Raw genomic sequence first — 24,506 nt, forward strand, 5'->3', positions numbered from 1 at the left:
CCTACACTGGGAGCAAGGCTGCCGGGCTCTGGAACATCAATCTACTTCAGTGCAGCGTACAGCTCATTCACTTCTTTGACATAGTCATCACCACCACTGCTTTTCCACAGCGCTACGGCATCCTGGAAGCCTTTTTCATCAATTTGCCCTACGATGAATTTGATACGCGCATCATTAATGATGTTATCCAGCTGTGGTCCTTTCTGGGCATACACGTCAGAGATCAGCGGTTCGCCAGGATTGGCTATGACGATCTCCTCATTGGCTTTCTGCACCTGTGCAACCTTTTGGCGAACAGGTGTCTGCTGCACACGCAGCGTTTTGTCCTCTGGAATAAACATCAGGATCTGGTTAAGACCCTGTACGTCTCGCAACGCCAGTTTATCGGTCGTCGGAATGATGTAATCCTCTTTTTTCTCATACTGCTTGCCTTCGAGACCGTTCCCCAACAGCGCCTGCAGCTCAGGTTCATTCAACTGATCCAGGAAACTCAGCACCTTTTTCAGGTCTTCTTCCGTTTTGACACTGCTTTTGGAAATGGCAATCATGCCGGAATAACCGGATGTTGGCATGTCACGAAGGCCCTTTGGACCTTCCATTGCTTGAAGCACATCCACGTGTCCCGTTGCTGCCGGATCCTTCTCCAAAATTTTCTGATCCATGCGCTGTGCGTTATCTGCCACATCCACCATCACGCCTGCTTGCCCGTTCACAAAAGGATCGGACAACTTGGTTGCATCCATCACGGCAAAGTCCTTGTTAACCAGACCCTCGCTATAGATTTGACGGAAAAATTTCAGCGCTCCCATATACTCCGGTGTCTCATGCGCCGGTATCAAACCTCCGTTTCCATCTTCGCCCCATTTGTTGGGTGCACCGAACCAGATCTGCATATTATCCCATGGACCTGTGAATTTGCTCGCCACCAGACCGTAAGTGTCATCCTTACCGTTGCCGTCCGGATCATCCTTCGTGAATGCTTTCAATACGTTGTAAAACTCGTCAATGGTCTTTGGCTCTTCCAGACCAAGCTTCTCCAGCCAATCCTTGCGAATCGTGACACCGTTACGTCCAAGGGCACGTGCGCGGTAGATGCCATAGGTTTTGCCATCGATGGAAGCATTGTTGGTGATAATTTCATTCATCTGGCTCAGGTTCGGGTAGTCTTTCAGATAAGGCCCAAGCTCCCAGAACGCTCCGGTACGAGCCGCATTAATGAAACTCGGAGATTTGCCAAGTACAACCATAACATCGGGCAGTTTGCCCGAAGCCAGCGTGATATTAAATTTGTCTTCATAGGAGCTGCTCGGTACCCATTGCAGATTCACATCCATCTTGGTCAATTCCTCAAGCTTCTGAATCACAGGGCTGTTATCCGGCGGATTCTCCGCTTCAAAGTTCGGAAGCATGATCGTAATCTGATCCGTGCCTCCCGCAGCGGTTCCTGAACCTGCTTTCTCTGTGGAGCAAGCCCCCAGAACCGTACTCAGTACTAATAATGCAGAGAGTAGTAATGCACCTTTTTTGAATCCCGTCTTTTGTCCCATACGTTCTCCCCCTTGGCTTTAGCCTTTGATTGAACCTAACATGACACCTTTGGCAAAATGTTTCTGCAAAAACGGATACACCAGCAAAATCGGAATGGTACCGACCACAATCACCGCCATCTTAATGGACTGCTCCGGTGGCTGTACAAAGTTGGGGTCCATATTCGCCATATCGCCGACACTGGCCTGCGAGAGCAGAACAATCTGTCTCAGCATGACTTGTAATGGCCATTTGTCACTGTCGGAAATGTACAGGAGGGCCGAGAAAAAGTTATTCCAGTGCCCTACGGCGTAAAATAACGCAAATGTGGCAATCACCGGTTTGGATAATGGCAGAACAATGCGCCACAACACCCCAAGATCCGAACAGCCGTCAATGCGGGCCGCTTCCTCCAGCCCGGGCGGCATTTGCTGAAAAAAGTTTTTGACAACAATTAAGTTAAAAGCGCTGATCGCGCCAGGAAGCATGAGGGCCCAATAGGAATCCAAAAGTCCAAGTCCACGAATGACGAGATAGGTTGGAATCATCCCGCCACCGAACAGCATGGAGAAAATCACCATGTTCATCATAGCATTACGCCCCCAAAAATCACTTCGGGACAGCGGGTAAGCCATCGTCAGCGTGAAGAAGAGATTGACCAATGTGCCTGCAACCGTTACAAATATGGAAACCCCTATACTGCGGAAGATGGTGCACGAGGAGAAAATATACTCATATGCGCTGAATGAAAATACCTTCGGGATAAGAAAAAAACTGCGTTCGGTTATCTCGGCTTCAGTCGCGAATGAATTTCCTATGATATACAGGAAAGGAAGGACGGTTAATATGCCCAGAATCCCCAGCATGACGTAATTGAAAATATCGAATACTCTGCCGGCAGGGCTGTTGTATAAACGGCTGTTCATGGGCGATTTCCTCCTTATGAATGGATGTCAATGGATGGCAACACACCTTAATAGATTCCGGGATGACCGAATTTCTTGGCCAGTTTGTTACTGCCGAGCACCAGAATGATCCCGACCACAGACTTGAATAACCCAACAGCCGTACTGTAACTGAATGCACCTTGCGTAATCCCGACGGTGTACACATACGTATCAAATACGTCAGCCACATCACGATTCAGCGAGTTGGTCATCAGATAGATCTGTTCGAAGCCGGTATCCAAGAAGTTCCCCAGTCTGAGAATGAGCAAGATCACAATGGTTGTGCGAATGGCCGGAAGCGTGATATGCCACATGCGCCGCAATCGTCCTGCACCATCCACAATAGAAGCCTCATATTGCTCTGTATCCACACCTGCCAGTGCCGCCAGGAAGATAATCGTTCCCCAGCCCATCTCTTTCCACATCATCTGAACAATAATGAGTGGACGAAATGACCCCGGACTCGCCAATACATCGATCGGTTTACCTGTGATCCAGGAGATCAGGTCGTACAAAACCCCACCTTGCGGAGTCAGGAATACATAAGTGATACTCGCGATAATAACCATGGATACAAAGTGAGGTACATAAACGAGCGTCTGAATCGTTCTTTTGAAGAAAGCGACCCGGATTTCATTTAACAATAAGGCGATAATAATCGGTGCCGGAAAAAAGAATATAAGATCATATAAGGCAAGGACGAGTGTATTCCTCAGCAATCGGAAGAAGTCCGGATTGGAGAAGAAATTCGTAAAGTTCTCCATGCCCACCCATTGACTATCGCGGATGCCCAGAAAAGGCTGATAGTCCTGGAAGGCAATAACGATCCCCCACATGGGCAAGTATTTAAATATGACAAAGTACAAAAATCCGGGAAGCACAAGCACGTACAGCCATTTATTTCGTTTGATCTGCCTCTTCCAGTTGGACTCCCGCTTCATCGGCAATGCGGCCATTTCCACTTGAGCTGCTGTAGCGCCATTTCCATTCCAGTCCGTCTTCCCGCTCATAATGTCTCCCCCCTTATTTATGTAAGCGTTATCAAATGACTTGTTATTCAGACTATACAGCTGCCCTGTTTCCGGCAACCTTCATTTTTTGCATGGTTACGAAAAGTGGCCCGAAAGCCCGCTATAACGCCATTTGCACTTCGACTTGGACCTATTTTGGCAGTGGAGATTGCACATTTTTGCAGCATTATCCTTCTTTGCTCCCAAGGTGTTTCCGAGGTAAAACGTGAAAAACCGGAGTCCCATGAAGCGGGATTCCGGTCAGCGTTGAAGTCTTATGCACAGGTTTATTTACCCAGCCATTGATCCCGATACTGGCTCGGCGTTAAGCCTTCCTGTTTCTTGAAAATCCGATTAAAGTAACTGTGCTGGTATCCAACAGCGCCTGCGATATCATTGATTTTCATCGTGGTCTCACGCAGCAATTGCTTCGCCGCATCCATTCGTACCCGTGTTAAATAATCAATGAAATTCATACCGGATACCTGCTTGAATGCTTTGCTTAATGCGTAAGGGGTCATCCGCTCCGCATCTGCACAGCTTTCCAGGGAGAGCTCATTTCGATAATTCTCATCGATAAACAACATCGTGCGTTCCACCACCTGCTTCAGCGGCTCCTGGGATCGGATCTCGATCTCCTGTATATAAGGAAGCAATACTTCTCCAGTCATCCATTTCATCATTTGGGCAGGTTCGCGAATTGTCGACAATCGCTCATACATGTTGCAGCCTCCAAACAGTTTGTAAGGCGTTACCCCGGTTTGCAGCATCATATGCTGAATACTTCCCAACAATTGAAGCATCATCTGCTGCACCTGGAATTCGGAACCGCCTGCTCGGGTGACCTCGATCATAAATTGCTCCAGTACGCGCTCCGATTCATCCTTCTTCCCAAGCCTGATCGCCTGAAGAATCTCACGTTCCAGCCCCAGTGGATACGAGGCTTCTTCCGTCCTGCGGAAACATTGCTCATCCTCCAGATCGAGAATCTGGCTCCCAGCTTCCACGCTGCGATAAGCAACCGCCTGCTCCATCTCTACGAATAATCCCGGCAATTCCTGCAGGGAAGCAGCCGGACGGCTTACCATCAACGTCACGTTCATTTTCAATGTCTGACCGATGACCTCCACCAGTTCCTGTCCCCATATCAACGCTTGTGACTTTACAGGCTCGTCCTCGGGAGCAATCACAAGCATGGCTGAAGACAGGTCGTGAAAGTTCATCACGCTAATTTGATTGAAAACATTTTTGGAAACTTCTTCAATAATATTGACTGCCGCAAAGGTAACCAGCCCCGTATCCTGGCTCCCAAATCGACCCTGCAGCTGGGCATATCCCGTAAAATACATCTGAAGCAGCAAAAACTGCTGGCCTTCCACCTCAAAGCCAAGATTCCTCATTCTCTGCTGGAGATCCTGCTCGTTATAGGCATACAGATGCCCTTGCACCAGTTGTAATACAAAACTGTCCCGCAAGTGGGGCAGTTGCTCTTGTAGTTGCCGATGCGCCGTTAAACTCTGCGAAGTCAACTCGTTCCACTGCTGCTCCAGCAGCTGGAATTCATCCAGCCTGGTGTCTGGTGTCGTTTCATTCCTGCCCGGCGTCAATAAGTGAAGCATCCTGGCGACGGGAGAATATATCCTGCGTGAAGCAAACCAGGATAACACCAGCCCCAGGAGAAGACTGCCTGCGCTCGCAATAACAATAATTTTGGATACAAGCTTCACTGGCGAGGTCACCGATGTCAGCGGAGCTGCAGAGACATACGTCCAGTCCGAATCAATCCGACTCAAAGATCCATAGGATACGGAATAGGTCTCGTCCTCATATTTGAAGAGGAAGGAATGGCTGTCTGCATGTAGGACGACTTCTTCTTTGAGCTGCTGCTCAAAAGCAAGGTCTCCCTTCCCAGCTCCCGGATTCCCGGTAACGAGCGTATTTCCCTTCTGGTCCATGAGAAACGTTAACCCTTCGTCATAAGGAGTAAGCGTTTTCAACAAGCTGGCGACTTTCTCATTATCCAGCGTAATGATCAGCGCACCGAATGGATTAATGCTTTCACCCGGAATCTTATGTACAAGAACCAGTGCATTACTTGAATCGGTATGCAGTATACTATCCTTTGCTTGAGCTGCCTTATCACTTCCTTTGCTCGCAACCCAATCTGTCCAATACACGTGGTTGCCCATCGTCAGATATCGGTCATAGGCCTCTATTTTCGCATCGTCCTTCAACTCGTTATAATCCCGGTTAAACAAAATCGATTTCGGTTCCTGTAAATATAGCTGTGCGGTTTTGATGAGCGGATGGGAGCCTTGCAGCACATAAAGAGTGGTGACAATCTCCTGTGTTTCGTTGAAATAATACACAAAATCCAGCGTTCGCAGCGCGTTGCCAAATCGGGGCTCAAAAGCCCAATGGGACAAGTTCATCTCCAGATATGCGAGTTGGTCGTCCACGTTGCGTGCCCGATTCTCAATCTGGCTTTGGTGCATCTGATTAAATTCATTTTCCATCCGGCCAACAACCAACTGGTACATCACGATGCCTGTAATCAGTCCGGGAATGCTGGCAATGAGCAAAATAAGCATTAGACTGTTTCGGTAAAAACGCCCTTTATGCCGTCCTGTCGTGAACCCTGGCCAACTCGTGAGTCTACCGGATAGCCTTACCTTCCTAGCTGGTTCCATCAGCGCTCACCTGCCTGCTTGCGTATGTTCTGACTGTCATGGGAACTCCCTCAACTCCCCTGCAAAATACATCTGAGAATATATGGATGAAATCCGTTTCTTGTATTATACGCATAATTTCCAGGGGAATGAAACTGTACGTAGCAGATCATTTTTTAACCAATGTTTTATTAACACATCAAAATGGATTACAATAAGGAAAAGCAAAACATGAAGGAGGCCCTTTTAATGAAGGAACAAGCTTATTTTCAAGAAAATAGAGAGAAACACCTGGCAGAATTAAATGAATGGTTATCCATTCCAAGTATTTCAGCCATTTCAGCGCATAAAGAGGACATTAACCGTGCGGCACAATGGGCTGCGGATGCACTCACACGTGCAGGCATGGAAAATGTAGAGGTTATTCCAACGGCGGGACATCCGATTGTCTATGCAGACCACCTGCATGCACCCGGTAAACCAACCGCACTGATCTATGGGCACTATGATGTACAGCCTGTCGATCCGCTGAACCTGTGGGATACACCTCCATTCGAACCTACCGTGCGGGACGGCAAACTGTTTGCACGTGGGGCCACGGATGACAAAGGACAAATCTTCATACATATTAAGGCGGTTGAAGCTCTGCTTGCCGAAAACAAGGAACTTCCCGTGAATGTAAAATTCTGCATCGAAGGGGAAGAAGAAATTTCCAGTCCAAACCTGCCGATCTATCTGAATGACAATACGGACAAGCTGCGTGCAGATATGATACTTATCTCGGATACGTCCCTGCTCGAAAAAGGAAAACCGGCGATTTCCACGGGTCTGCGTGGCCTTTGCTCGCTCGAAGTGGATCTGAACACAGCCAATACGGACCTGCACTCCGGTTCATTCGGAGGCGGTGTACCGAACGCACTGCACGCATTGGTATCCCTGCTCGCTTCGCTGCATGATGAGCAAGGTCGCGTAAGTGTTGATGGTTTCTATGATGGTGTTCTGCCACTTTCTCCTGAGATGAGAGAAGAATTCGTGAAGCAGGGCTTCAATGAAGAACAGCTTCGTCAAGACCTGGGACTGGAGCAATTGTACGGGGAAGAAGGCTACTCATTCGTGGAACGTGTTGGCGCACGTCCAACGCTGGAATTGAATGGCGTATGGGGCGGTTTCCAAGGGGAAGGCACCAAAACCGTTATTCCGAAGGATGCTCATGCCAAAATCACATGCCGCCTTGTTGCGGACCAAGATCCACAACATGTGCTTGATCGTATCGAAGCACATCTGCGCGCTCACCTTCAGCCAGGGGCGACGCTGCATGTGAAGCAGATTGAGAAAGCCTTTGCGTTCAATACCGATCCTTCCGATCCGGTAATGCAAAAAGCAGCCGATGCGTATGAGCAAGTGTATGGCGTTCGTGCTCTGTTTACGAAAGACGGCGGCTCCATTCCGATCGTGGAGAAACTTTCACGCGTGCTCGGTATTCCGGCTGTCATGATGGGCTTCGGTTTGCCAGATGAGAATCTGCATGCACCGAATGAGCATTTCAACCTGGAGAACTTTGATAAAGGGTTGTTGACGATTGTTCAGTTTATGAAGAGTTTGTAAAGTAGAGTTCATGTGAAAAATAAGTACTGGAAAGCGTGCTGAGTGGCCGTTCCGGTGCCGAATCGTTCTTTCGATCGCTGTTATCCCCGGATTTATTTGATTCCCTTTTGAAAAGGTGAAATCCGGGTATAAAGGCGAGCGCTTCGCTTCTACAGAATCGATTTCGTCCCCTGCACTACTTTGCAGCTTTTCCATAACTTATTTTACGATTGAACTACTTTACAAATGATGGGTAGTAGGTAGGTATATAAATAGGGGTGTGCCGTCCATATTCAAGACGGCACACCCCTTTTGTAATTGGTAGATCTGGATACAATACCTTCCGGTAAAGACACGTGGCATCCTCCACCTATGAGCGGAAGGTTGTGAAATTTAACATATGCACAAGCTGCATCATGTGCGTGATTTCCTGCTGGACTTCGGAAGTATCCGTACCAGCCATCGCCAGATTGGCCCGCAGCGTTCTGCGGGTGTTCAGCATTCCGTCGATTAATTTCATAACCGTGTTGCGTCCACGATGATCGACAATCATGTACTTTTTACGTGCATCCAGCTCCACCCATACGATATTGCTGAATGAGGTGAACAGGTATCTGCGATACTGCTCCATATCGGTCTCATTGTAGTGCTCACCATAAAAGGCATAATATCCGTGTACGTGCAGCTTTTCCGCCAGCTCTGTGATGAACGGGTCGAATTCGAGCATAGCGTTACGTTCCATGTTTCACGCCTCCGTAATGCGTGATCCGCAGATCCCGGCTTTTTTGAGATCTATTTTAACACATTACGCAAGCTATTGCCTGTTGAGGCACACAACAACACTACAGATGTAGAATTAACCGCCGATTCGTCTTCCCTTCACCCACACTTCCTCAATTTTCAAATCACCATTCAGCAAAACGACGTCCGCCTGTTTGCCTTTAGCAAAGGAACCCGTTCGGTGATCAATGCCGAGCAGACGTGCCGGAGTCAGGCTGGCTGCACGTGAAGCTGCATTCAGACTCATACCCACTTCCTGTACCAGATAGCGGAAACCACGAATCATTGTCAGCGTGCTTCCTGCCAGTGCGCCTCCATCTTTCAATCTGGCTACACCTTCTTTAACAATCACAGGCAGGTCGCCAATTTTGTATTCCCCATCATCCAGCCCGGCAGCAGACATGGCATCCGTAATTAGCACGATTTGATCGGTAGCTTGCTTCAATTGTGAGAGAAGCGAGATTGCCGCTGGATGCACATGAATACCGTCTGCAATGACCTCTGCACTGATGCGGGGATCACTGAGCACTGCTCCGGCGGCTCCGGGATTCCGGTGATGCAGCGGTGTCATCGCATTGAATGTATGCACTGCATGATGCAGTCCGGCTTCAACTGCCCGCTGTACTTCTTCATAAGTAGCATCCGTATGACCTAATGCTGCCGTAATACGCTGCTCGCGCAGCCACGAAATGACTTCCAGCGCTCCCTCACGTTCCGGCGCCAAGGTGACTTGACGGATCAGGCCCGGATATTGTTTTTCCCACGCCTCCAGCCACGACACATTAGGCAATACGATATGATCCGGATTTTGTGCGCCAGGCCATTTGGGACTGAAAAAGGGACCCTCCAGATGTACACCTTCCAGCTGTGCATAAGGCATGTCACCGGAACGGTAGCTGTGCACTTCAGACAATACCCGATCCAGGCTATCTTTGGGCGCTGTCATGGACGTAGCCAGCATGGCAGTGGTCCCCTGTGTGCTGTGGAATGAAGTGATTTTATCCAACACTTCCTTACTCGCGTCCATGAAGTCCTCTCCGTTACCACCATGTACATGGATATCTATAAACCCAGGGACAATGACACCATGCTTGGAAACAGGTACAGATAAGGCTTCACGGCGAATCTTTTCTGTTAGTCCCTCGGGTGCACCAGCATATAGGATTTTCCCTTCTGTCCAGACGAGTACACCATCCTCCATTACACCATCAGGCAATACGAGTTTGCCTCGAAGAAGGGAAATGGTTTTTTCACTCTCTTGCTCATGTTTCTCCGTATGTTCTACGCTCACTTCACCAACCTCCCGGCAGCACGGTCCAGCAATACGACCACATTGGGATGACATTGCAGCAGCGAAGCGGGACATTGTGTCGTAATCGGCCCCATAAAGGCTTCACGAATAATTTCGGCTTTCTCCTCACCACGAGCGATCAGCAGGATTTGTTTGGCTTTTAGTATCGTACCTACCCCCATCGTAATGGCCTGAGTCGGAACTTCATCAATGCTATTAAAAAAGCGGGCGTTTGCTTTTCTTGTCTCTTCTTTGAGATCCACCACATGTGTCCGCCCTGTCAGCTCGGTTCCAGGTTCATTGAAGCCAATATGACCATTATGTCCGATTCCCAACAGCTGCAGGTCTACAGGGCCGCGATCATCAATCCGTTGTTCATAGGAAACACATTCTTGGCTCAAATCCGAAGCCTGCCCATCCGGCACATGCGTTCTGGCAAGATCGATATCAATATGGGAAAACAATTGTTCATTCATAAAGCTGCGGTAACTCTCGCGATGGTCCACAGGGAGACCGACATATTCGTCCAAATTGAAGGAAGATGCCTGCGCAAAGCTGACCAGACCTTTCTGATACAAAGCAATAAGCGATTTATAGATACCTACAGGAGAACTTCCCGTCGCAAGGCCCAGTACAGCCCGAGGTTTCGTCTGCAGCAAGCTGGCAATCACACCTGCACCCGTTGCGTTCAAATCTTCTTCATTTTCAAAAATACGTATATTCATCTTCTTAGGCACCTCCGTTATGTTGAACTCGATAAGACTGTACATTGTGATACGATTGTTCCAATTTGGGGATAAAACGATCAAAGTCTGCACTCACCATGCCCGTGAACAAAATATCAACGACATGCAGCAGTGCAATACGTGAAGCCATATCTCCCCGCCTCATGCCTTCTTCCAGTGAAGAAGTAAACAGCGGAATATCCGACACCCCCGCAAGCTTGTTATTCCCATAGGATGTTAGCGAAATCGTTGAAGCTCCCGCCTGTTTGGCACAATGCAAAGCATCGATCGTCTCCGGCGTTTCACCCGAATAGGATACTGCCATCGCCACATCTCCCTCACTCAGTGAAGAGGCCGACGTAATTTGCATATGTGAATCCGAGAAGGCGGTACAGCTTTTGCCGATCCGCACAAGTTTCTGGTAGAAATCCTGCGTAACAATGGAAGAGGTTGCGACACCGTAGAGATCAATGCGACGTGCATGACATAACAGCTGAACCGCATGCTCCAACCTGCCCAAATCCAGCAAACGGGTAGTATCCGCAATGGAGGCCAGATGATTGGCTTCAATGGCTTCCACAATTTTGGATAATGGATTGCCCGCCACGATATCCTGATAAGCTGTTTCATTGGTGGAATGAGACAATTCTGCGGCAAGCTTCATTTTGAAATCGGGAAAACCTTTGAAATGGAATGATTTGCAAAAGCGGGTTACCGTAGCCGCACTCGTTCCGCTTTGCTGCGCAAGATGATTAATGGTCCAGCCAGGAATATCGGATGGAGACTGTAGAATCACCTCTGCAATTCGTCGTTCCTGTGACGGAAGGTCATTCAGTTCTTGCTGCAACGCATGTAGTATGGCTGCCATGAGTACTCCTTTTTTTGAAAATTATTTTTATAAATTCATTATAAATAAAGAAAATTATTTTTATATTTTCATTTTAATCAATACGTTGCCGCAAATCAAGAGGATTCTCACCATATAGTAGCAGTATGTATGTTGAAATTTTGAGAAGGCATTTTCTTGATTAAGGAACCGGATTCAGCTTATATTAAAATTAAACTTTGAAGCGAATGTGGAAATTTCCTTTGTAAGGAAGGAGCATTCCAATAACTATATGTAGGTGAACCCTTATGCCATATACGATTACGATTTCCATCACGCTCTGCCCGTAGCAATCTGTACCCTTGGAATTTCTGCGGGCTGAGCCTTTTCCCAAGGGAGCGTGATGATCAATGAAATCTCAGCAAAGAAATCGAGCCTATTACAGGCATCACAGAAGGCGTGTTATTCAGCGTAAAAAACAGCTTGCTATTCGGTACGGTTGGTCCTACAAGTTCGAAGGGATTTTTGCCAAAGGAAAGATACATTGTTCCTGCTGGTGGTGCTGTGAAAAGACAAAGCGGCTAGGCTATCTTAAATCTGATCTAAACAGAATAGCGGAATGCAATCAGCAGCTTCTAAATCCAAACTTCTGAGAATATCTATTCAAAACAAGCGATTCCTTCACTTAGGAATTCGCTTGTTTTTACTTTCCACCTAAAACAAAAAAGTCTTTCCCCATTCTTCATCATGAAGAATAGAAAAAGACTTTCATGCTGCTTCAATCAACTGTGCAGTGTCGGGTAAGCTTCAGTTGTCCGAGCTGAGCAAGTTCGGAAACAGGTATTTTACATTATGTTTCTAATACTATTTTACAAGATTAGCATCTGACAGTTTCTCTCCCCAATCTATTTAAGCCTATTCCCCTTAACAAAATCTTCGAAATCGTCGCTTAGTTCAATAACCGTTCGTCGCTCATTGTATTTCTCGTACTCCGAAGCAGCCAGTTTCTCCGCTACCTCTTGAGATACTTTGCCAGCATTGGTCAAAATCTCGCGCTCATTGAACTTAAGGAACGAATTCAGCTTTTCAATCCAGTCTTTCATGTACATGGGGGACTGACGTTCAGCTTGATCCTCTGCATAATCCAAATACATTGTTACAATACGATTCAACGCCTGCAGTTCTTTATCGGTCAGATAATTTTTAGCGATTGTTATATCACTTTTTCTTACCTTAACGCCTTTCCAACTAGTCAGCCCCATATTGTCTTTATCTGCGCTTGCTCGCTCCGCAATCAGTTCTGCCGCCGTATGTCCATGGATAGCAAAATGAAGCTTATTCTGTACTTCAGCAAAAAAATCTTTGGATAAGCTGTCATTTGGATCATAGTCCATTGAGGTGGCATAGATATCTGTAATCTTCCTGTAAAATCTTTTCTCTGATGCACGAATGTCACGAATGCGCTGGAGCAGTTCACTAAAATAATCTTTTCCAAAATTACGCATGTCCTTTAAACGTTCGTCGTCCATCGTAAAACCTTTAACCAAATATTCGTTTAGTCGCTCCGTTGCCCAACGTCTAAACTGTGTACCTCTGTGTGAACGAACACGATAGCCAACAGCAACAATTAGCTCCAGGTTGTAATGCTTAACTTTACGTTTAATTTCTCTTGAACCTTCAGTTTGAACTTGTAAGTATTCCTTACAAGTTGATTCTGATGCCAGCTCACTTTCCTGATAAATGTTTTTGATATGAAGAGTGATGTTTTGAGGGGTTGTCTGATATAACTCGGCAATAGCTTTCTGACTCATCCAGACCGTTCCATTCTCCAGCTTAACGTCAATTTTGGTATTCCCATCTTCAGTTTGATACATTAAGATATCTGTAAGATTGTCCATTTTTCAACCTCTCTCATTTCTTACTCTGCAAACATTGGAATATACGTTCCCATTTTATCATATCTCAAGCCATCTCCGTTAGTCCCTCTGAAGCTAATAATTGCCATAAAATCACAAACAAAAAAGTCTTTCCCCATTCTTCATGATGAAGAATAGAAAAAGACTTTCATGCTGCTTCAATCAACTGTGCAGTATCGCGTCAGATCTTCAGTTCTCCGAGCTTAATCAGCTCAACAACTGCTTGCGAACGACCCTTAACATTGAGTTTTTGCATCACATTCGAAATATGGTTACGCACCGTTTTCTCGCTGATGAATAACTGCCCTGCGATGTCACGCGTTGTTTTGTCCTGAACCAGTAATTCGAATACTTCGCGTTCACGGTGGGTCAACAGAAATTTGCTTTTATGATCGATACCCTTCAATGTTCACCCCTCCTTGCTCGGGTTGTGTTGGTGTAACAAGGTTAAGGGGATACAGTCAACTCATCTTATGTAGGGTCAAGGGCGTTGGTTCAGTTTTATCAAAAAAATGGGCAGTAAATTGGGGTTTTAAGAATAAAGCTAAGTCTTATATAAGCATTCTATTTCATTTTCTTGAAAAAGTTATTTTCACTCAGAAACAAGCATGCCTTTGCTGCTGATGTCACCATCTGCGCAAAGGCAACTTGTTCGTTCTTCTGACTATTGTTTACCGATGATTCATGCGGTTCATCATGCCATCGTTGTTGTTACGATTCATGCCACCATCAAGCACGCCGTCACGGTGATTGGTGTTCAACGCATTCGTTGGGAAAATACGTTCAACCATCGATTGGAACGTGTTAATCATGCCTCTAACCGGTTTGCCGTTACGAATATCCGTGGCATAGCCCTCCACATGCTGAACAAATTCCGGGTTAGCCGACACGTATACGTTCTCTACGTTAGGTGCAAATTGTTTGATTTTGGCCGAGATTTTGGATTTAATCTCTTCCGGTGTGTTGTCATCCGTGCTGTCCATTCGCGTGGTTTCACTCTTCATGCCATAATGACCATCGCTCATTGAACGTGAAGTACCAGTGCCACTGTTGGTCAGACCACGCATCATGCCATAAGATCCAGTACCCATGGTTCCATAGATGCTGCGGTCATTGCCCATGTGGCTGCGATCCGTAGCTGCATTGGTGTTCAGTCCTGGCGCAATGCCACTTGTGCTGTATGGAGACATTGTTCCATTACCACCATTTACACGCAAACCGCCCATTTCCTGACCCATGCTTTCGGTACGCATTGTGCCATTTGCACGGTTACGCAAAGATTTGCTTTCCAATTTGCCAGTGTGACCATCTGTCAAACGGACTGCAACATACGCGTTACGATCGGTCAGCATAACATGTGCTGACTTCACTTCCTTCATTTCCGTAATACGTTTAGCCAGCTCGTCACTTGATTTCAGGTCAGTGACGTTATGCGTCCGATAGCTTTTCGCACGAATACCATCCATCCCATTGGACTCAACACCATAACGGTTAATGCCTTTCACTTCATGACGAACACTTTGGGTGTGCAGATTGTTGTTATCTTTTGTGCTGGTTCCACAACCCGTCAATCCAGCCATTACGAAGATTGCAGTAGACAAAGATAAGCTGATTGCTGTCGCCTTTTTGGCTGCTGGCATGTCTCATCCTCCAATTATGTTGGTTTTGGTCACAAGGATAGGATGCTCTTCTGTACGGACCGATATGCTGAAAGGATATGGAACATCAACCTCTATTTATCTGGGCTAAACGGGAATTCTTTCAAGGTTCAAAAAAAAACAAAAAAAGCGGTGCATGCACAAAGTGCAGCACCACCTTCATTACCTTCGTATTCCTGTTTCAGTTAGCTCCTCAATTGTATGTTGAAGCAGACACTTCACTTATTTGGATGAGGAAGTTCCATCAGCGTCCTTCTTCGCTGAAGATGACGCATCTGATTTTTGGATCGAAGTCGGAAATTGCTCTGCTTCCTTCAGACTAGCTGCATCCATAGGATAAGCCCACTGACCGTCTGGTGTGACTACCCAGATCTGATCCGGTTCCGATGGAATAGTAAGCCCACGGTACACATCCGTAACAGCTTCTCCATTAACCGTCTGTTCAACGGATAAAGTAAAGCGTGGCACGGTGCCTTTCAGTTCAGAAGCTTTGCGTACATCGTCTGCTGTGGACAGGTTTTTAATTTTGCCAATCAGCGATACAGCATCTGTAGCTTCAACCGATTCACCATTAAGCGTCCACGTCTGCTCTGCTGCACCCTCCTCAGAGGCTGATTTGAGCATCCAGGTGGCTGCTTCACCTTCCCACTCCAGCGTATTCACATTGCTTTCATCCAGATTAAAGGGAGTCGTGTCCAACAGATCGTGCCGTGATTTTTCTATATTGCTGATGGATTCCGTCTGTACGGCTACGACAGGCCCGGAGTCTACCCGAACATAACGAGCGTCATCAGCCGGAAGCTGGCCACCGATGCTCAGTTTGATTACAGAGTTATCCTTCAGTTGGATATCCAGCAGCGTTGCATCTGCACCCAATCCATACTTGTCGAGATCCTTCGGCTCTTCCTCCACAATCAGTTCCTGATCCGCACCACTCAAGCCATCAAGCCAACTGCTAACCGCATAACCATTCAGAGGATAAGCCTTTGGTTCCACCATACTCCATACGCCATTGTTTAGTTCCAATTGTGAGGCCTTTGAGGCACCTGATGTGTCTGCACTGGTGTCATGAATCGTGATGGACTGGATGTCGGCAGACTTAATACCAAGCAACTTGACCTTCTCCGCTTCCTCTTCACGAAAATAATTTTGACTGGCCGCATAGACCCAGCCGATAATCAAAACCAATACGACCAGAATCGTTGGGAGCCATTTTTTCATACCCGTCTGCGCCTCCACCATAAGAGTACACCTATCATAACAAAGATGAGCGGGAATGCGACAATTGCCACGAAGAAAATAGTTCTGGCCTGCTCACCGTCCAGGTACGCCGTTTGATAACCGGATTGCACCCGCGGACGGATGGTTACCCCGTCTTCTTTTTCACTTAAATAATTAACGGTATTCAGAATAAAATCCCTATTTCCGCCGTTCGCTATTTCCGAGTCCTGCATGAAAATGGATGAACCCAGAATAACAGCCTTCGGTTTGCCATCCGTTGTATCAGCTGCATATCCAAGATCAACAGGACCTTGTACATCCTGATCTGGATCATTGGATGTCTCGTTTTGCAATAAGCCCCCAATGTTCGTCTCACCATAACTGTCATTCGATGAATGAATGAGCGGCGACAACGTGTATTTATCCTGCTCTTTGCTTGTCAAAGCAATGGACAGGGATAACATTGGATACAGCTTGCTTTCTGCTAGTTTATCCGTGATGGCATGTGTGCCATACTCCGGCACAACCCAAAGTGGTCCCATTGTGCTGGCCTGCTGATTATCCACCATGACTGCATGCTCATCAACCACGCCATAATCGGTCATGAGTGCATCAATATTTTTCCATGTCAATTTCATGTCTTCGTGAAAACCGAGGGATAACAGCAATTTTCCTCCGTTACTCAAATAAGTCCGTATAGCCTTCAGTTCCGCATCACTGATGTCGCGCTGTGGACCGATGATCGCAAGCACATCCGCATCTTCGGGAACCTGACCCGCCTGATTTAGTTGAAGTTCTTCTGTTGTGATATTATTCTGTTCCAGAGAGGCACGCAGCGTAGTCAGTTGATCCACTCCAAGCTCCTCATGCCCTGTCAGGAAGACCATCTTGTGCATCTCCGTTGAAGACAGGTTCATTAGGGCTTGTGTCAGCTTCTCCTCACCTGTGAACTGGTACGATCCATCGCTACCATCCCCGACAGCGGTGAACAAACTGGCGATATCAATGACTTTATGCTGATCGCCCTGTTCCAATACAATGGAGCTGCCTGTGATTCCATATTTGGAGGCCAGCGTAGGCTCCTGCGTCAGATTGTATTGCTTCATCGTCAGTTTGCTGTTGCGTTTCGTGTATTCCTGAACCATATCTGTAACTTCGCGGTTCAAAACTGTATTATTCGCATTTTCGACAGTTAACACCAAGACGTTGACGTCTTCTTTTACGTTTTTGATCGCGGTTAAAGACTGGTCTGACAAGGTATATTGTTTGTTCGAGGTCAGATCCCATTGGAAACCGCCAAGCGAATTCAGAAACAGGGTCAGCAAAATAAAGATGCCAATCACCGCTACAGACAGCACGGTACTGTTGGTATGACTCAACCATTTTTTCATCTTCTCACCTCCACCGCTTCCGTTCCACAATTTGAATACTTAACAGGAGAAACACACCTGAGAGCGTCACGTAATACAATATATCCGGGCCACTAAGTACGCCCTTCGTAAAGCTGTCAAACCGGTTCGTCAGTGCAAATGGGTCAAGCCATTGCTGTAGGGCAGATCCGGAATTGCCAGCAAATGAATCAAGCATCCAGAATACGAGCAAGATAATAAAACCGGCTACCGCAGACACCATCTGGTGCTGAGATAGCGTGGAAGCAAACAGTCCGATCGCCATCATGCTTCCGCCTAGGAAAAATAGACCCAGTGCAGACAACCATACTGATGTCAGATACAGTTCACCAAAGAAGGACATAATAAACGGATAAACGAGACTGCACAGAATAAGTACGACGAGAATGGCCAGTGATGCCAGATATTTGCCGAAAATAATCTCGGTCACCCGTGCAGGTGAAGTCAACAACAGTTCGTCCGTCCCCTGTCTAAATTCCTCTGCCACCAGTCTCATCGTTAGCAGCGGCACTACAAACAGCAGCATGGATAACGTGTCGCCCAGTACCAGGCGATAATCTACAATACTTGGCTGATAGTATACAAAGCTGGAATAGAACAGCAAACTTGTCATCAGTACATATACAGCAAACGCGAAATACGACGTCGGCGACAGGAAGTATGCTTGCAATTCTTTGTTGCAAACCGCCATCATTCTTCTCATTTGGACTCCTCCCCTGTGCGGGATTCAGATGAAGCGCTCTCGGACATTGCCGATGGCTCTTGATCTGAAGCGATATCCGATTGGGTCTCTGCTTCCTTCGCCGCGACTTGCACGGTATCCGCTTGAGGCTCCTTCGTGGACAGTTCCATTTCGGATTCCGTTTCCGTTGTCGTAAGCTTCAGGAAAATCTGTTCCAGACTGAGATTTTCTTTCTTCATCTCCAGGATCGGCAAGCCTGCCCCAGACAAAAGGTAAAACAGTTCTTCCCGAAAATCGTCCGACGATTCACCCGTGAGCAGCATTTTGACTGTATCGGAAGAATCGTTGGACGTATGTCCATCAGGTGTATGAACGAGTTCAATCCGCACCTTCTCCCAAGGTGTCAGCAAGTTATGTAATTGCTGCTCTGTTGCCTTCACTTCAATGGATACTTTGAACTGATCACCCATCGCTGAGCCAAAATGCTGAGGTGAACCATCCAATACAAGCTGTCCCTGATTAATGATTAACATGCGATTACAAATTGCGCTTACTTCAGGCAAAATATGTGTACTAAGCAGCACGGTATGATTCTCACCCAGTTCACGAATCAGATCCCGTATTTCTATAATCTGATTCGGATCCAGTCCTGAAGTGGGTTCATCCAGCACGAGCAAATCCGGTTTGTGAATAATGGCTCCAGCCAGACCCAGACGTTGCTTGTACCCTTTGGATAGTCCACGAACCAGTTGCTTCTCCCGATCCTGAAGACCCAGTCTGCTCACCATCTCACTGACCCGTAACTTTACTTCACGTGTTGGGACATCTCTTAGATTAGCGACGAATTTGAGATACGACTGAACCGTCATATCGGGATAAAGCGGGGGTGTCTCCGGCAGATAACCAATCTTGGAACGAACGCTCCGCCCCTGATCGTGCACCGATATGCCATCTACCGTTATGGAACCTTCCGTTGGATGCAAATAGCCTGTGATCATTCGCATCGTTGTTGTTTTCCCGGCACCATTTGGTCCCAAAAATCCAACAATCTCACCGCGCTCCATTGTGAAATCCAGTTGATGCACGCCGCGCCGTCCATCAAATACTTTGCTTACCTGTTTCACTTCGAGCACATCATTCATCCTTTCCCGTTAAAATACCCGTGTGCCATCGTCGCTTTTCTTCGGATGGTCAACACGGGAAGTTCCTTGTATCTTACGTGTTGTATCCTAAATGCAGCTTAAAGTCACTTAAAAGAGAGCTTAAAAATATTTGTCTAAAATGTGAACAACCCTCCATTCACCCACACCCTGTACTCTGGGGCAACGTACCATACAGTACGGGAGCATGAGCTCCTTCACAAAAGTCAGAGGGTGAACCGTGTGAAAGTACTATTCACATTTTTTGTTCCAAGCGGTGGTGTGAATACATTAAACCGACTTCGTACAGCCGTTCTGCAACGGCATGGCATCGAAGCGCATGTATTGTATCTGTACCCTGGCTCGGGAATGCAGAACAATAACAGCACGCCGGTCTTCACAGCTTCCAGTGATGAGGAGATACACAGCTTGATCCATCATCATCGTTATGATGCCATTATTGTCACTTCGGATATTTACATGCCGGGTAGATTAAGGTCCCTCGGGTATAATGGGCGCATTATCTTTGAAGCACAGGGACTAGGGACGCGTGAACATGCTATGGAAACCATTCAGATGGGAGTACCTTATCTGCAAGCCCACTGTAATGCCGCGGTCATTCCTCCTACGGATCATTTACTGGAGCTGTTCATCCATATGTGTCCATGGCTTCATCGGTTTGTCATTCCCAATATGCTGGATACCACTACCTTTGCCCCCATCTCGGTGGATATCCCACCCTATCCGATACTTGCATGGGTGGGAAGGCTCGAACACAACAAAAACTGGCGGGAATATTTGATGATATCCAGTGAAATTATTAAAAGTGTTCCAGAAGCCAGACTATGGATGTTCCATGATCCCACCTTGGCCAATCCAGAAGATGAGGTCATGTTCCGACACATGCTTGCGGAGTACGGGCTAGAAGATCGGATTGGCATCTTTATCAACGTCCCCCATTCCCAGATGCCCACATTCTACTCCATGATCGCAGCTTCGGGGGGAATCATGCTGTCTACATCATTGCTTGAAGGCTTTGGATACGCTGTTGCTGAAGCCATCAGCTGCGGCTGTCCTGTACTCAGTACCGATTCGGATGGCGTACGTTCCTTCATTACACATAACCAAACGGGAAAATTCTATCCGATTGGAAACGTGAATGCCGCTGTATCTGAAGCAGTAGACCTGATGCATAACAAACAGCTGCGGGATTATATACGCATTCAGGGCAGACAGCATATGGCCGTTTCCTTCTCACCTGACCGATACGCCATTTCATTCCGTGAAATGATGACAGCCTTGAGCATTTTCTTTTGAACAAAACAAAAAGGCAGTTCAGAAACATCTCTGAACTGCCTTAAATTCAAGTGAAGTGTTACCTTAATCTCAGCTTATTTGAATTAGTGTCCCATCATCATCGCTGGATCGGGTTTATCCCCTGTTTGAAGGGAATCTTCTTCCATCCGTTTCGGTTTGCGCAGGATCAGACTGAGCAGACATCCAAACAGGGCAATGCAAGCCGCCAGGAAGAAGGTGTCGTTAAAACCAGCCACTAATCCATTCACCATACCTGCAGCATCAGTAGCTCCAGCTGTATTGCTTGCAATATGGGAGGTCAGGAATCCGGTTAGGCCGGCAACGGCAAAGGATACGACTACTTGTTGTGCAGCCGCAGTAAGCGGGGTGACCCGACCTACCAGCTTACGTGGAGCAGCATTCAGTACATGCGTATTAAGAGGCATCATGGAGAAGCCCATACCCAAGCCCATCATGACAAGACTAAGAATGATTAGACCCAGACCGGTTTCCGCCGTAATAGAAGACAGAATAAACAGTGCACCCGAGATGATACCCAGACCCACAAAGGCCAGTGGTCTTGCACCGATTTTATCAAACAATCGTCCACCAAGTGGCATACCCACACCCGAAGCCAGCGCCTGCGGAAGCAGAATAAGTCCTGTTTCCAGTGCAGTGTAGCCTTTGATCTGCTGCAAATACAGCGGGATCAAAATCATCGCTCCGAACAAAGCAACCTGTGATACCCATGCGAGAATAATACCACGTGTGAAATCCGAGGATCTGAATACCCGAAGTTCCAGCAGTGGATTTTTGTGACGAAGTTCCACGATAATGAACAGAATCAATGCCACGCCCCCGACAATCACACCCGTCAGTGCTGTTGCAGAACTCCAGCTTGTTCCACCCTCACTTACACCGTATGCAAGCATTGAGAATGCAATTGGCGCCAGAATCATGCCGAGCAGATCTAGTGCAGGTGTGCGTCCACGATCCGTATCCGGCAGGAACTTGATACATAGAATAAAAGCGGCAATACCAATCGGCAGATTGATCAGGAAAATCCAGTGCCAGCTGAATGATTCAATGAACCAGCCGGATAATACGGGGCCCAGTGCAGGAGCCAGCAACATCGGAATTCCGAGCATCCCCATGATCGAGCCTCTTCTTTCAGGAGGAGCCAGACGGAACACCATCGCCATACCAATCGGAGCAACCATGCCTCCGCCAAGTCCCTGGATGATCCGGTAAATAATCAATTGTTCAGGAGATTGCGCAATTGAGCATAATACCGAACCCAAGGTAAACATCGCAATCGTGAACAGAAATACTCTTTTGGCTCCAAATCGGTCGGTCAACCATCCCGCCAGCGGAATGACAGCTGACAAGGCCAACGTATAACCTGTAACGGTCCATTGAATGGTCTTCAGATCCGTCTCAAAATATTGAACCAGATTTGGAATCGCCACGTTAACCACCGTGCTGTCCAAGATGACCATAATCATCCCGACGATAATAGCCAGTAGCGGCAAAATAATCGTTTTAATCGAAAACTCCGCCGGGTCCTGGGGCACTGCTGTTTGTTGTTTCACTCTCTCCACTCTCTTTTCCGGCCTGGAGGCGTTATCTTTGTATCTGCCTCTCGATCGGCCTTATATTCACGACGTTTCAAACTTTTGTTTTAAACCGTCGTTTTAAACTTTTGTTTAATTGGGCAACGAATTAAGTTCATGCCAAAAAATGGACCAGGTCTTCTCCTGCTCCATCCATTTGGATAAACTCCTTCTCGATGTGAGCTTTACTAATCTGCCATCTTGATCATCTGATGCTCCGAAAGTATACCTAAGGTCTGACCCTGGTCACTTCTGCAGTATATACGAATAACCAGATGGCTTGGTGAAGAACTGTTGCTAATGATACGCAGCTCGCACGGATCGGATGAGACTTCCAGATTATGAATAATATAGTTTCCTGTATCTGCCCCTATCCGAAAAAGGTATCGATATAGCTCCCCCCGGGTAGGACTTACTCCTCCAACAAATATATCCACATCGTTGTTCCCTGCAAATTCCAATTCAATGTCCATGTATCTCACCGGAACAACGGTTTGCAGCAGGTTTTCGTGAATCTCCAACACAAATGCGACCACTGTACATCCCCTCCTGTAAAGCGAGTTGAACCTTTCTCCAGATATGTTATGCCTTCTCTCGTCCATTGCTATTTAAAATCACCCATTTTAACCAATTCCACGGAAACGCCCACCCTTTCGTCTGCCTTTTTTCATAGACTGGATAGATAGAAGCTCGGCCTGTGCAGGCCGAGACAAGGGGGTACCTATGAGAGTTCTGCTCGTGACCTATTGGGAGCTTACACAGATGGGTGGAATATGGACATATGTGAAGCAGCTGGCTGACAGACTGATGGCACTTGGCGTAGAGGTGGATATAATGGGCACCAACGGAGCCAAAAATGAAGTGTACATTCGCAATCTAAATCGTTCCTTCTCAAAGGATAAGGTATGGCCTATGCTTCAAGCCAAGCTTAATCCAACAGATTTTCCTCAATTCACTGCCGATTCTCTCGTGGCTTATTATGAGTTGAACAGATATGCCTTTGAAATGGGAGCTGCCTATCTAGGCGTTGATCATTACGACGTCATCCATGCGCAGGATCCGGTCGCTGCCGTTGCAATGAAACGCATATTGAACCCCAATACACCACTGGTCACAAGTTACCACGGAGCGCTTGCGCGCGAAGCCTTTTACGATGCTCAAAACTCTAACGCGAAGCTTACACTTCCCGAATATATGCAATCCAAACGCGGACGTTACTTCCTTTCATTAGAAGAGCGAAGTGCTGAACAATCCGAACTTATTCTGGTCTCCAGCCATTGGATTAAGAGCACACTTACGGACCTCCGTGTTCCCGAATCGAAATTTCGAATTATTCCTTATGCTGTGGATATTCCAGCCTACCGTGCACAAGCAGCGGTCAAGTTCCGTCAGCGCAAGCCAGCGGGCAAAAAAGTGATCGCCTTTACAGGCAGACTGGAGCACATCAAAGGGGTGCACATTCTGGTCAAAGCACTCTCCAGCCTGAAGAAGACCCGATCCGATTGGGTCTGCTGGATTGCTGGAGAAGGCAACCTAATGGAGGATTTGCGTTCCCTGGCCCATGATCTTGGCGTAGGTGGTGACATCGTTTTCTGGGGTAAACTCGACAACATTCCTTCATTCCTGCGTCGTGCCGATATTTATGTGCAGCCCAGCTTGCAGGATACGCAGCCTTTCTCGGTCACAGAGGCTCAGCTCGCCGGATTGCCTGTCATCGTAAGCGGGACGGCAGGTATGCCTGAGATGGTGCAGCCTGAACATACCGGCTGGGTCGTGCCACCGCAGGATGTCGAGGCCCTTAGTCAACTGTTAAACGCTCTTCTGCAGGATAATGCCACCCGTGCAAAGGTAGGAGCAGCAGCTAAAGCATGGGCTGAACAACATCGATCACTGGAGGAGATGGGATTGCGCACGCTGCATGTTTACCAGGAAGCCATTTATTTAGGAGGTCAGAGAATATGACATTGCTTGTCCCCAGTGATTTGTATAACCGTTGGTTCTCCATCCCAGTGTCGACGACACATATTGAGGTGGATTACGCTGTAATGAACGAATTAATGAGGAAACTGCCCAAAGGATATGTTTTCCCTGACCCAGCAACCATGATCATTCTGACTTCTGAGAATAACTAGAATCAAGACACTTTACTAACAGGAACAAACAAGAGGATATTCGTTCATGCCGCCCCACTTCACGGCAATCGAATACCCTCT

21 protein-coding genes are annotated in these 24,506 nt (G+C 47.1%); 4 read left to right on the forward strand and 17 right to left on the reverse strand.

Going from position 1 to position 24,506, the window contains the following annotated elements; all coding sequences use genetic code 11:
* Positions 1 to 41: 41 nt before the first annotated feature.
* The 4 genes from QP794_RS18185 to QP794_RS18200 form a co-directional block, all read right to left on the reverse strand.
* Positions 42 to 1,547, reverse strand: a complete 1,506-nt coding sequence (locus tag QP794_RS18185) for an extracellular solute-binding protein (protein ID WP_285078365.1) — start codon at positions 1,545 to 1,547, stop codon at positions 42 to 44.
* Positions 1,548 to 1,565: 18 nt separating this feature from the next.
* Complete coding sequence (locus QP794_RS18190; RefSeq protein ID WP_285078366.1) at positions 1,566 to 2,453, reverse strand: carbohydrate ABC transporter permease; 888 nt, start codon at positions 2,451 to 2,453, stop codon at positions 1,566 to 1,568.
* Positions 2,454 to 2,500: 47 nt separating this feature from the next.
* A complete protein-coding gene (locus tag QP794_RS18195; protein ID WP_052016746.1) occupies positions 2,501 to 3,430 on the reverse strand; it encodes an ABC transporter permease in 930 nt (309 codons plus the stop codon).
* Positions 3,431 to 3,771: 341 nt separating this feature from the next.
* Positions 3,772 to 6,174, reverse strand: a complete 2,403-nt coding sequence (locus QP794_RS18200) for an AraC family transcriptional regulator (protein WP_285078367.1) — start codon at positions 6,172 to 6,174, stop codon at positions 3,772 to 3,774.
* A gap of 228 nt (positions 6,175 to 6,402) precedes the next feature.
* Between QP794_RS18200 and QP794_RS18205 the strand changes: the two genes are divergently transcribed.
* Positions 6,403 to 7,758 carry a dipeptidase gene (locus tag QP794_RS18205; RefSeq protein ID WP_285078369.1) on the forward strand — a complete coding sequence of 452 codons (1,356 nt, stop codon included), beginning with the start codon at positions 6,403 to 6,405 and terminating at the stop codon, positions 7,756 to 7,758.
* Between the two features lie 349 nt (positions 7,759 to 8,107).
* Here QP794_RS18205 and QP794_RS18210 read toward each other — a convergent pair whose 3' ends face one another.
* From QP794_RS18210 to QP794_RS18260, 11 genes are all read right to left on the reverse strand, one after another.
* Entirely contained in the window at positions 8,108 to 8,479 is a 372-nt protein-coding gene (locus tag QP794_RS18210) for a hypothetical protein (RefSeq protein ID WP_285078370.1), read from the reverse strand.
* A gap of 114 nt (positions 8,480 to 8,593) precedes the next feature.
* The gene (nagA, locus tag QP794_RS18215) at positions 8,594 to 9,808 is read right to left on the reverse strand and encodes an N-acetylglucosamine-6-phosphate deacetylase (RefSeq protein ID WP_285078371.1); all 1,215 of its coding nucleotides are present in this window, start codon (positions 9,806 to 9,808) and stop codon (positions 8,594 to 8,596) included.
* The gene (gene nagB, locus QP794_RS18220; RefSeq protein ID WP_094938333.1) at positions 9,805 to 10,533 is read right to left on the reverse strand and encodes a glucosamine-6-phosphate deaminase; all 729 of its coding nucleotides are present in this window, start codon (positions 10,531 to 10,533) and stop codon (positions 9,805 to 9,807) included. The genes nagA and nagB overlap by 4 nt, the downstream gene beginning before the upstream one ends.
* A 4-nt stretch (positions 10,534 to 10,537) precedes the next feature.
* Positions 10,538 to 11,401 carry a MurR/RpiR family transcriptional regulator gene (locus tag QP794_RS18225; RefSeq protein ID WP_024632538.1) on the reverse strand — a complete coding sequence of 288 codons (864 nt, stop codon included), beginning with the start codon at positions 11,399 to 11,401 and terminating at the stop codon, positions 10,538 to 10,540.
* 863 nt (positions 11,402 to 12,264) lie between these two features.
* Complete coding sequence (locus QP794_RS18230; protein WP_285078373.1) at positions 12,265 to 13,257, reverse strand: virulence RhuM family protein; 993 nt, start codon at positions 13,255 to 13,257, stop codon at positions 12,265 to 12,267.
* Positions 13,258 to 13,456: 199 nt separating this feature from the next.
* Positions 13,457 to 13,681 carry a helix-turn-helix domain-containing protein gene (locus QP794_RS18235; RefSeq protein WP_017692532.1) on the reverse strand — a complete coding sequence of 75 codons (225 nt, stop codon included), beginning with the start codon at positions 13,679 to 13,681 and terminating at the stop codon, positions 13,457 to 13,459.
* A 265-nt stretch (positions 13,682 to 13,946) separates the two neighbouring features.
* On the reverse strand, positions 13,947 to 14,915 hold the full coding sequence (locus QP794_RS18240) for a YhcN/YlaJ family sporulation lipoprotein (protein WP_285078376.1): 969 nt from the start codon (positions 14,913 to 14,915) through the stop codon (positions 13,947 to 13,949).
* 240 nt (positions 14,916 to 15,155) lie between these two features.
* The gene (locus QP794_RS18245; RefSeq protein WP_285078378.1) at positions 15,156 to 16,154 is read right to left on the reverse strand and encodes a DUF4340 domain-containing protein; all 999 of its coding nucleotides are present in this window, start codon (positions 16,152 to 16,154) and stop codon (positions 15,156 to 15,158) included.
* Positions 16,151 to 17,545 (reverse strand): GldG family protein, encoded by a 1,395-nt coding sequence (locus QP794_RS18250; RefSeq protein ID WP_285078379.1) that lies wholly within the window; start codon positions 17,543 to 17,545, stop codon positions 16,151 to 16,153. Before QP794_RS18250 ends, QP794_RS18245 begins: the two co-directional genes overlap by 4 nt.
* Positions 17,546 to 17,549: 4 nt before the next feature.
* Positions 17,550 to 18,266 carry an ABC transporter permease subunit gene (locus tag QP794_RS18255; protein ID WP_285078381.1) on the reverse strand — a complete coding sequence of 239 codons (717 nt, stop codon included), beginning with the start codon at positions 18,264 to 18,266 and terminating at the stop codon, positions 17,550 to 17,552.
* Positions 18,263 to 19,387, reverse strand: a complete 1,125-nt coding sequence (locus tag QP794_RS18260; RefSeq protein ID WP_483311924.1) for an ABC transporter ATP-binding protein — start codon at positions 19,385 to 19,387, stop codon at positions 18,263 to 18,265. The genes QP794_RS18255 and QP794_RS18260 overlap by 4 nt, the downstream gene beginning before the upstream one ends.
* 240 nt (positions 19,388 to 19,627) lie before the next feature.
* Between QP794_RS18260 and QP794_RS18265 the strand changes: the two genes are divergently transcribed.
* Positions 19,628 to 20,701, forward strand: coding sequence for a glycosyltransferase family 4 protein (locus tag QP794_RS18265; protein WP_285078383.1), 1,074 nt, complete (start codon positions 19,628 to 19,630; stop codon positions 20,699 to 20,701).
* An 83-nt stretch (positions 20,702 to 20,784) separates the two neighbouring features.
* Here QP794_RS18265 and QP794_RS18270 read toward each other — a convergent pair whose 3' ends face one another.
* Both QP794_RS18270 and QP794_RS18275 read right to left on the reverse strand, forming a co-directional pair.
* Positions 20,785 to 22,272 carry a DHA2 family efflux MFS transporter permease subunit gene (locus tag QP794_RS18270; RefSeq protein ID WP_079347538.1) on the reverse strand — a complete coding sequence of 496 codons (1,488 nt, stop codon included), beginning with the start codon at positions 22,270 to 22,272 and terminating at the stop codon, positions 20,785 to 20,787.
* 209 nt (positions 22,273 to 22,481) lie between these two features.
* A complete protein-coding gene (locus QP794_RS18275; RefSeq protein ID WP_285078386.1) occupies positions 22,482 to 22,829 on the reverse strand; it encodes a hypothetical protein in 348 nt (115 codons plus the stop codon).
* Positions 22,830 to 23,016: 187 nt separating this feature from the next.
* Between QP794_RS18275 and QP794_RS18280 the strand changes: the two genes are divergently transcribed.
* Both QP794_RS18280 and QP794_RS18285 read left to right on the forward strand, forming a co-directional pair.
* Entirely contained in the window at positions 23,017 to 24,255 is a 1,239-nt protein-coding gene (locus QP794_RS18280) for a glycosyltransferase family 4 protein (RefSeq protein ID WP_285078388.1), read from the forward strand.
* Positions 24,252 to 24,425 (forward strand): hypothetical protein, encoded by a 174-nt coding sequence (locus QP794_RS18285; RefSeq protein WP_179132714.1) that lies wholly within the window; start codon positions 24,252 to 24,254, stop codon positions 24,423 to 24,425. Before QP794_RS18280 ends, QP794_RS18285 begins: the two co-directional genes overlap by 4 nt.
* Positions 24,426 to 24,506 lie beyond the last annotated feature (81 nt).

The sequence above is a fragment of the Paenibacillus sp. UMB7766-LJ446 genome, assembly GCF_030226665.1.
GTDB classification, from domain to species: domain Bacteria; phylum Bacillota; class Bacilli; order Paenibacillales; family Paenibacillaceae; genus Paenibacillus; species Paenibacillus vandeheii.